This is a genomic window from Burkholderia sp. BCC1999, from assembly GCF_905339975.1.
Taxonomy (GTDB): domain Bacteria; phylum Pseudomonadota; class Gammaproteobacteria; order Burkholderiales; family Burkholderiaceae; genus Burkholderia.
Window position 1 is genome coordinate 643,198 of the sequence record NZ_CAJPHP010000001.1, and the last position, 9,232, is coordinate 652,429.

The 9,232-nt window shown below is 67.7% G+C and carries 9 protein-coding genes; 2 read left to right on the top strand and 7 right to left on the bottom strand.

Annotation, left to right across the window (positions count from 1 at the left end; translation table 11 throughout):
* The first annotated feature begins 62 nt into the window (after nucleotides 1–62).
* Nucleotides 63–863, top strand: a complete 801-nt coding sequence (locus U5809_RS02870) for a helix-turn-helix transcriptional regulator (protein WP_322085416.1) — start codon at nucleotides 63–65, stop codon at nucleotides 861–863.
* Nucleotides 864–884: 21 nt separating this feature from the next.
* Here the strand turns inward: U5809_RS02870 and U5809_RS02875 are convergent, their stop codons facing one another.
* The 5 genes from U5809_RS02875 to U5809_RS02895 all read right to left on the bottom strand — a co-directional run bounded on the left by U5809_RS02875 (nucleotide 885) and on the right by U5809_RS02895 (nucleotide 6,275).
* On the bottom strand, nucleotides 885–1,442 hold the full coding sequence (locus U5809_RS02875; RefSeq protein ID WP_322085417.1) for an OmpA family protein: 558 nt from the start codon (nucleotides 1,440–1,442) through the stop codon (nucleotides 885–887).
* Between the two features lie 4 nt (nucleotides 1,443–1,446).
* The gene (locus tag U5809_RS02880) at nucleotides 1,447–3,063 is read right to left on the bottom strand and encodes a C1 family peptidase (RefSeq protein ID WP_322085418.1); all 1,617 of its coding nucleotides are present in this window, start codon (nucleotides 3,061–3,063) and stop codon (nucleotides 1,447–1,449) included.
* Nucleotides 3,064–3,126: 63 nt separating this feature from the next.
* Nucleotides 3,127–4,671, bottom strand: a complete 1,545-nt coding sequence (locus U5809_RS02885) for a caspase family protein (protein WP_322085419.1) — start codon at nucleotides 4,669–4,671, stop codon at nucleotides 3,127–3,129.
* 291 nt (nucleotides 4,672–4,962) lie between these two features.
* A complete protein-coding gene (locus U5809_RS02890; RefSeq protein WP_322085448.1) occupies nucleotides 4,963–5,448 on the bottom strand; it encodes a DUF1772 domain-containing protein in 486 nt (161 codons plus the stop codon).
* A 2-nt stretch (nucleotides 5,449–5,450) separates the two neighbouring features.
* Nucleotides 5,451–6,275 (bottom strand): NmrA family transcriptional regulator, encoded by an 825-nt coding sequence (locus U5809_RS02895; RefSeq protein WP_322085420.1) that lies wholly within the window; start codon nucleotides 6,273–6,275, stop codon nucleotides 5,451–5,453.
* Between the two features lie 94 nt (nucleotides 6,276–6,369).
* Here U5809_RS02895 and U5809_RS02900 point away from each other — a divergent pair, with 94 nt between their 5' ends.
* The gene (locus U5809_RS02900) at nucleotides 6,370–7,035 is read left to right on the top strand and encodes a TetR/AcrR family transcriptional regulator (RefSeq protein ID WP_322085421.1); all 666 of its coding nucleotides are present in this window, start codon (nucleotides 6,370–6,372) and stop codon (nucleotides 7,033–7,035) included.
* Nucleotides 7,036–7,097: 62 nt separating this feature from the next.
* Here the strand turns inward: U5809_RS02900 and U5809_RS02905 are convergent, their stop codons facing one another.
* Both U5809_RS02905 and bktB read right to left on the bottom strand, forming a co-directional pair.
* A complete protein-coding gene (locus tag U5809_RS02905; RefSeq protein ID WP_322085422.1) occupies nucleotides 7,098–7,952 on the bottom strand; it encodes a 3-hydroxybutyryl-CoA dehydrogenase in 855 nt (284 codons plus the stop codon).
* A 38-nt stretch (nucleotides 7,953–7,990) separates the two neighbouring features.
* Nucleotides 7,991–9,184, bottom strand: a complete 1,194-nt coding sequence (gene bktB, locus U5809_RS02910) for a beta-ketothiolase BktB (protein ID WP_282512606.1) — start codon at nucleotides 9,182–9,184, stop codon at nucleotides 7,991–7,993.
* Between the last annotated feature and the right edge of the window lie 48 nt (nucleotides 9,185–9,232).

Genomic DNA, 9,232 nt, shown 5'->3' on the forward strand with positions numbered 1-9,232 from the left:
GGAATCTGGCGTGAATCGGAACGCCATCGTGCCCGCCCACCCACTGCCTGTCTCACGCCAAAATGTCAGGACTTATCGCCAATCGGACATTCGAGTCCACCCAGCCGCTTGCGCACCTGCGCTACGAATCGACGCCGATGCCCGTGTCGGCCATGGCGGCGGCGTACGCGCACGGCACGTCGATCCCGACGCACCACCACCGCCGCGCGCAGCTTCTCTATGCGATCGAGGGCGTGATGCACGTGCAGTCGGAAGGCGCGTCGTGGGTCGTGCCGCCGACGCGCGGCGTATGGCTCGAAGCCGGCCTCGACCATACGGTGCAGATGAGCGGCGACGTGCAGATGCGCACGGTGTTCGTCGAACCGGGCGCGGTCGAGCACCTGCCCGCGCGCAGTTGCGTCGTGGAAGTGCATCCGCTGTTGCGCGAGCTGATCCTCGCCGCGGTCGACGTGCCGCTCGACTACGCGCCGGGCTCGCGCCACGATCACCTGATGCACCTGCTGCTCGCCGAGGTGACGGTCGCGCCGCTGCTGCCGCTGTACCTGCCGTGGCCGCACGATGCACGCCTGCGGACGATCTGCGACACGCTCGTCGCCGCGCCCGACGACCTGCGCACGATCGCGGAATGGGCCGACCTGCTCGGCCTGTCGGTCCGCACGCTGCATCGCGCGTTCCGGCGCGAGACGGGGCTCAGCTTCCGCCGCTGGCGCGAGCAGGCGCGGCTGCTGCTCGCGCTCAAGCGTCTCGCGCACGGCGAGAAGGTGGTCACCGTCGCGATGGATCACGGCTACAGCAGCCAGAGCGCGTTCTCCGCGATGTTCAAGCGGCACTTCGGCGTGTCGCCGTCGGCGTTTTATGCGTAGCGCGGGTCACCCCGGCCCGGCTCACTCGCCGCCGTCGAGATTCACGACTTCGACCCGCCGGTTCACGGCCGCGCGTGGATGCGCCGGGTCTTTCGGCCGTGCACTGCCCACGCCCTCGACCGCGAGCCGCGTGCCGTCGATCCCGAAGCTCGACACGAGGTAGTCCGCAACGGCCTGCGCGCGCCGCCTCGACAGCGCGAGATTCGCGCTCGCGTTGCCCGACGCGTCGGTGTGCCCGACGATCCGGAACCTGGCGTGCGCGAGCGCGTCGTCGCTCAGCGCATGACCGAGGTTATCGAGCAGCACCCGGCTGCCCGGCGTGAAGCGGGCCGACGAGAACTCGAACTGGATCGCGAGGTTCACGGACGGCCCCGGCATGTCATCCTGAGTGCGCACCGGTGCCCGTTCGACGACGATGCCGCGCAAGCTGCGACTCGCGCCATGCGGCGCAAGCTGATGCACGATGTCGGCGGCAGACGGTCGCATGTCGGCGGCATCGCCGGCATGCGCCGGCAACGCGGCGAACCCGCCGGTGCACCACAGGCAGGCCGCGACACGCGCGGCAAGCATCGTCTTCATGCGTTCACTCCTTCGCCACCGTCTTCAGCGGCAACACGGCAACCGCCACCGCGTCGCGCGCGGAGGCCGAATCGGGGTCGAGCAGCGGCATCCGGAATTTCGTCAGGAACTCGCGATCGACCTCCCTGTCGGGCAGCGCGCCCGCGACGAGCCGCCGCCGCGACGCAATCACGACGACGATCTCGTCGCCAAAGGGTTTCGCGACGCGATACACGGGCTGACCGTTTCTGCCACCGCCGAACACGAGCCGGCTGCGCGGCGGCACGGGGCGCGGCGATGCGCCTTCCGGCCAGCTCAGATAGACGACTTCACCGCTCGCCTGCAGGTACGCAACATACAGGTAGCTCGGATAACCGGGGCTCGTCACCTGCAGCGCGAGCGAATCGCCTTCCCGATAGTGCTCGGCCGGATGCCCGACCGCCTTCACATCGAGCCCACCCGCATGGCGCAGCCCCTGATCGAAACTCAGGTAGACCTCGCACTGCGGCCACGGATGCACGGTCACGCGATTGTCGACGTGCCCTGCATCCGGCATCGCGGCGACAGCCTTCAGCAACGCATCGAGATCGCCCTGCGAGCCGACGAAGCCCGTGAGCGCCACACTTCGGTCGGCCGCCACACCGGCATCGACGTGCGCACACTGCAGTTTGTCCACGCGGCGCCGGATCGCATCGCGTAGCGCATCGGGCGACGCGTTCTGCCGAATCACCGGCGGCGCGGGAGGCGGCACCGGCGGCTCGGGTTCGACATGCGCGGCAGCCAGCAACCGCCGAATCCCGTCCGGATCGATTTCGTCGATGACGAACGGGCCGTTCGACAAGTTCGCGAGCAGCGTCTGGTAGTCGATACGCAACAGCCCCTGTTCGCCCCAGCGCTCGCCCCACGAGTTGACGACGGTGAATGTCTGGCTCGCGTCGTCATAGCCGGCGATGACCATCGCGTGCGCATTCTCCTTCGGCAGCACGTCGCGGAAGACCCCGCCGCGATATCGCTGCAGCGCGCTCGTGATATCGCCCGAGTAGATCCCGATCACGACCGGCTTGCGTGCGAATACCGCGCCGCGGATCTTCTCGATGACATCCCGATCGTCCTTGTCGATCAGGCTGTAGGTGAGCAGTCGGTTGCTGCGCGCATCGCGCATGCGCAAGTCGTCGGGCAGCGCGGAACACGCCTTCGGATCGTACGGCAAGCCGTCGAACGTGACGAGTCCGTTGTCGTGAATCGCATCGAGCGCGGCCGTGACCGACGTGCCGCCCTCGCAGCGACCGCGATGCAGCAGGTTGAACAGGTAGGCCGGGCTGAAGGCCACGCGACGCCGCTCGCCGGCCGCTGCGCCCTGCCGTTCGAGTTGCAGGTTGAAGGCGGCGCTAAGCGCGTTGTAGCCGGTCGCCCAGGCCGTGCACGAACCCTGCTCGCCCTGCGAGCGCACGAGCGGGAAATAGCGGGTGAATTCCGAGCGCGGTGGCAGGTATGCGCGATACGCGGGCTGGCGCGGCACGGCCGCGAGCACGGCGGGCGGATCGTCGACAAGCCCCGTCGCATGACCGGTCTGCGCGGACACCGGCCGCACCGCGGCCGCAAGCAGTATGCATGCGATGGAGAAACGGAGGCGATGGCACATGATCGTAGTCCTCGACAACCGGATGCCGTGCGCGCGTTCGCGGTGCGCGGCCGGATGCGTGTGTCACGTTTTCGTGAACGACATCAGTTCGCGACGCTCGCTTGCCGACATGATGCCGTGCCGGTCGTAGTTCACCGTATCGATCGCGATGAAGCGCGGCACCTTGCCAGGCGCGACCCAGTACGTGCGTGTGCGTCGCGACGGTGCGTAGAGCCGCCAGCCGTTCGCCTCGACCCGAAACGCGTCGAAACGGCCGGCCGGCACGTCGATCGTCTCGCGCGCGACCACCCTGCATGTCAGTTCGACGACGTCCACCTTGCCGTTCGGAAACGTGTAGTCGAAACGCGTGATCCATTCCTTGCCGATCGAGTACTCGCTCGCGAACAGCTGGTTGTCGCCGAGCAGGCCGCCGTCGGCCTCGCGGCGCGGATTGCCGAGCAGGTCGGTCACGAACTTGCCGCCGTTGAATTCGATCCGGTCGCCGGCGATACGCGTCACGCGATGCACGAACACCCGCTCGTCCTGATGAAGACGATCGATGAACCGGTAAACGTAACGGTCGCCGAGCGCGATCCTGCCGGCTTCCGCGCTGCCCTGGCTGTATGGATTCGCGGACGAAGTCTGAACCCGGATCCGTTGCTCGCCGCTCTCGGCCAGCAGACGATCCAGCTCGGCTTGGGCAATTTCACTGAAATGTCCGTTCGGATGCGCCTTCAGGTACGCAAAGATCGCCTGCGCGGTGCCGAGCTGCTGCGCCGCCTGCCAGTCGTCGCGATCCCGTCCGAATGCCGCATCGCGCTCCGCCTGCGTCGGCACATGCACGTCAGGCGGCGGCACAAAGAAGAAATCGTCTTCGAGCGACGTGCTCTCCCAAGGAATCTGCCGCCCCTGCGAGCGCTGCCGCACCGACAGCCGCACACGCTTGAACACGTCCTCGATCTGCACGCCCGTGCGCACGATCTCCTTCAACAGGTTCTCCGTGTAGAGGCCGTTTCGGCCATCGCCGTCCGACGCGACGTTGCCCGGCGCGGTCGCATATGCGAGCAACGTGCGGGACGGCGCGTCCATCTGGCTCAGTCCCGCGCCCGTCTTGCCCGCCCCGCCGAACGGGTTGTCGCGGCATGCGTCGAGAATCACGACGCTCATCGGATTGTTCGCCTTACCGAGGCCGCCGAGCAGCGTCGCGACGTCGACGGACTGTCGCACCACGTCGTCCGCACGCGCGAGCTTGACGTCGACGGGCAGCAGGTAGTTGCGCCAGTCGATCTGCATCCCGTGCCCGGCGAAATAGAAAAGTGCGATGGATTGCGTGCGTTCGACCTTCGCGCAGAATTCGCCGATCGCATCGACCATCGGCTGGCGGCCCGCGTCGAGCCGGCGGTCGACCGAAAAGCCGAGTCCGCCCAGCGCATCCGCGATGGCGGTGGCATCGTTGACGGGATTATCGAGCGCGGCGCGCGGATACGCGGCATTGCCGATCACGAGCGCGGCGCGCGGCGCATCGCGAAGCGCCGCATGCGCGGCCGGACCGTCGAGCCACGGCAGCGCCGCGAGCGCCGACAAGCGGCCGAGCATCACACGACGCAGCGGATCGAATCGGGATCGCAAACACGGTCGCATGCCGTTCCCCTTCGCCTAGCGAGCGGCCGGGGCCGGGGCCGGCGCCGCGATTCGCGCGAATGGTCTGACGATTCCGTTCACGGCACCTCCCCGGGGCGTCCCCGTCACGCGATCGTTCGCGTGCCTGATGGTTGTCCGCTTATCATCCGGGGAAATCCCACCCCGTTCAAATCGGGTGTTTCGCCAATGTGGCGGGATTGCGATGCCTCAATGTCCTGACGATTGAGGGTGATACGGTCCCCATTGAGCCGACCCTGGCGCGCCTCGCGCGCGTTGCCGCTAGCGCGCCGCGATCCCCGCGATGAAGCACACGCACGCAGCCGCCGACGCAACCGTGCGCACGTGATTCCACATCGTCCAGTCGTGCACGTAGCGCGTCCACTGCGCCACGCCTTGCGCGGTTGCCGGATCGGCCGCGGCAAGCGCGTCGTTGAGCGGCACGTTGACGGCCATCGTCACCGCGAACATGCCGAACACATAGAGCACGCCACCCGTGGCGGCGGCCATCGCGCCCGGCCGGTCGCGATCGAACAGCGCGATCACGACGAGCGCGAGCGCCATCAGCGTCGTGCCGAGAAACAGCGGCATGAACGGCGAACGCACGATGTCGACGTTGATCGCATTCATCGCGGCCGCGCCGGCCTGCGGCGCGATCCGTCCGAGCGACGTCATCACGAACGTCGAGAACGCGAAGTACACGCCGGCCATCAACCCGCAGCCGATGGCCGAACCCCACAGCAGCGCGGAAGTCACGAACGCGATCATGGTCATGCGCTCCACACGCCGGTTGCGGCCGTCGCTCGCGCATAGTCGGCGAAATCGCGCGCCGGCCGCCCGAGCGTCTCTTCGACGCCGTGCGCCACCGCGCTGTTGCGCCCGTCGAGCACCACGCGGAACAGTTCGTCGAGCAGTTCGATGACCGGCTCCGGTACGCCGGCCTCACGCAGCCCCGCGACGAACGCATCGGGCGGAATCTCGCGATAGGCGATCGGCCGCCCGGCGGCGCGCGCGATTTCGCCGACGGCCTCGGCAAACGTCAGCGCACGCGGGCCGGTGACTTCGATCACGCGATCCGCGAACCGCGCGTCGGTAAGCGCCGCCACGGCCACGTCGGCGATGTCGTCCGCATCGACGAACGGCTCGCGCACGGCGCCGGCCGGCAGCGCGACTTCCCCGGCCAGCACGCCGTCGATCAGGTAGCCCTCCGAGAAGTTCTGGTTGAACCAGCTTGCTCGCACGACACCCCAGCCGATGCCCGACGCCTGCAGTGCCGCCTCGGCCGCCTGCGCACCGGGCTCGCCGCGCCCGGACAACAATACGACACGCTCGACGCCGCTTTCCCGCGCGAGCCGCGCAAACGCGGCGATCGCTTCCACCGCGCCTTCAACGGACAAGTCGGGCTGGTACGTCACATACGCAGCCGACACGCCAGCGAGCGCGGCCGGCCAGGTCGCGGGCACCGTCCAGTCGAAGCGGATGGCCGACGTGCGCGACACGGGCCGCGTCGCGAAGCCGTGCGCGCGCAACCGGGCATCGACGCGAGCGCCCGTCTTGCCCGAACCGCCGACGATGAGGATGGGAAGTGCCGACATGTGCGTCTCCTTTGACCAAAATACGAGAATATCTCGTATTTTCAAAACACGATAGACTCTCGCATTAGCAACGTCAAGTTTTTCCGGAGGCGGCATGGGCCGACAAAAATCGGGGCAGAACAGCGAGCCTGCAGCGACGGGCGCGGACGCGCCGGCGCGCGCGCGGCTCGTCCCGACGCAGCAGCGCAGTCGCGAGCGGTTCGAGCGCATCCTTGCGTGTGCGTCGGAAGTGATGATCGAGAAGGGCTGCGATGCGTTCCGGATGAGCGACATCGTGGAACGCACGGGCATCTCGTTCGGTTCGCTGTATCAGTACTTTCCGGACAAGGCGGCCGTGATCGGCACGCTCGCGGAGCGCTACAACGAGGCCGGGCACGAATGCGTGCGGCGCGAACTCGCGACGATGAAGACGCTCGGCGACCTGCACGGCACGCTCGCCCGCATCACGGACAGCTACTACCGGATGTTCGTCGACGAGCCGCTGATGCGCGACATCTGGCGTGCGACGCAGGCCGACCGCGCGCTGCAGGCACTCGACCAGGCAGACGGCGAGTTCCTGGCCGGCCTGTTCGCGGATGCGTTGGGGGAAGTGGCGCCCGACACGACACGCGCGCAACGGAGCGCGTTCGCCGAGCTGATGATGATCCAGATCGCGGCGGCCGTGCGTCACGCCATCATGCTGCCGCCGAAGGCTGCGCGGCAAATCCTCGCGATGTTCAAGCACACGCTGCCGCGGGATCTGGCGGTACTCGACGCGTAACCGCGCCGATCAATGCACGCGGCCGCCCGAAGGCGGCCGCGCGAAGTGGCATGATTCGCCGCTTACTTGCTGTAGTCGTACACCCCGCGCCCGGTCTTGCGTCCGAGCCGCCCGGCCGTCACCATCTCGCGCAGCAGCGGGCAGGCACGATATTTAGGATCGCCGAAGTCCTTCAGGAACACGTCCATCACCGCGAGGCACACGTCGAGGCCCACGAGGTCGGCCAGCGCGAGCGGCCCGATCGGGTGGTTCGCGCCGAGCTTCATCCCCGCGTCGATCTCGTCGGCCGACGCGATGCCTTCAGCCAGCACGAAGAACGCTTCGTTGATCATCGGCACGAGGATCCGGTTCACGACGAAGCCCGGCGAATTGCGCACGCCGATCGGCGACTTGTCGAAACGCTCGGTCAGCGCGCGCACGGCCGACGCGGTCGCATCGCTCGTCTGCAGCCCGCGGATGATCTCGACGAGCGGCATCAGCGGCACCGGGTTGAAGAAATGCATGCCGAGGAAACGCGACGGATCGGCAAGGAGTGCCGCGAGCGCGGTGATCGAGATCGACGACGTGTTGGTCGCGATGATTGCGTCCGGACGCGCGACGGCCTCGATCTGCTTCAGGATGCGGCCCTTCAGTTCGACGTTCTCGGTCGCGGCCTCGATCACGATATCGACCGATGCGAGCTTCGCATAGTCGGTCGACGTCGTGATGCGAGCCAGCGCCGCATCGCGTGCGGCCGCGTCGAGCTTTTCCTTCGACACGAGCCGCTCGAGGCTGCCCTTCAGCGTCGCGACGCCTTTCTCGAGCGCGGCGTCGCTGACGTCGATCATCACGACGTTGAGTCCGGCAACGGCCGCGGTTTGCGCAATGCCGTTACCCATGGTTCCGGCGCCCACGACGCCGACGATTTCGATGGCCATGAAATTTCCTGTGTGTTCGGGTGCTGAGCGGTCGATTATCAGATGTTCTCGAAGATCGCAGCAATCCCCTGGCCGCCGCCGATACACATCGTCACGAGCGCGTAACGCCCGCCGATGCGCTTCAGCTCGTACAGCGCCTTCACCGTGATCAGCGCGCCGGTCGCACCGATCGGGTGACCGAGCGAGATGCCCGAGCCGTTCGGGTTGACCTTCGCGGGATCGAGGCCGAGCTCCTGCGTCACGGCGCACGCCTGCGCGGCGAACGCCTCGTTCGCCTCGATCACGTCGAGATCGCTGATCTTCAGGCCCGCGCGTTCGAGCGCCTTCTGCGTGGCCGGCACCGGGCCGATGCCCATGTACGCCGGGTCGACACCCGCGTGCGCATACGCGACGAGGCGCGCGAGCGGCTTCACGCCCTGTGCACGCGCAGCGTCCGCGCTCATCATCAGCACGGCTGCCGCCGCATCGTTGATGCCCGATGCATTGCCAGCCGTCACGGTGCCGTTTTCCTTCGCGAACACCGGCTTCAGCTTCGAGAAATCGTCGACGCTCGCATCGTGACGCACGTGCTCGTCGGTGTCGAACGCAACCTCGCCCTTCTTCGTGCGGATCGCGATCGGCAGGATCTGATCCTTGAAGCGCCCTTCCGCGATCGCGCGCGCCGCGCGACGATGCGATTCGAGCGCCAGCGCATCCTGCGCGTCGCGCGAGATGTCGTACTTGCGTGCGACGTTCTCGGCCGTCACGCCCATGTGGATCGTCTGGAACGGGTCGTGCAGCGCGCCGAGCATCATGTCGACGAGCTTGCCGTCGCCCATGCGCTGGCCGAAGCGCGCGGCCGGCACGGTGTACGGTGCGCGGCTCATGCTCTCCGAGCCGCCGCCGATCGCGACGTCGGCGTCGCCGAGCATGATCGTCTGTGCGGCCGACACGATCGCCTGCAGGCCCGAGCCGCACAGGCGGTTCACGGTCAGCGCCGGCGCGTGCTGCGCGACACCGCCATTGATCGCCGCGACGCGCGCGAGATACATGTCCTTCGGCTCGGTGTTCACGACGTGGCCGAACACGACATGGCCGACCGCATCGCCCGACACGTTCGCGCGCGACAGCACTTCGGCGACCACCTTCGCGCCGAGATCGGTCGGCGAGAAATCCTTCAGGCTGCCGCCGAAATCACCGATCGCGGTACGGACACCGCTCACCACCACGACTTCTTTCGCTGCATTGCTCATCGTCTCACTCCGGTTCGTTCGCGCCCGCAGGCGCGGGGATGCGTTGCG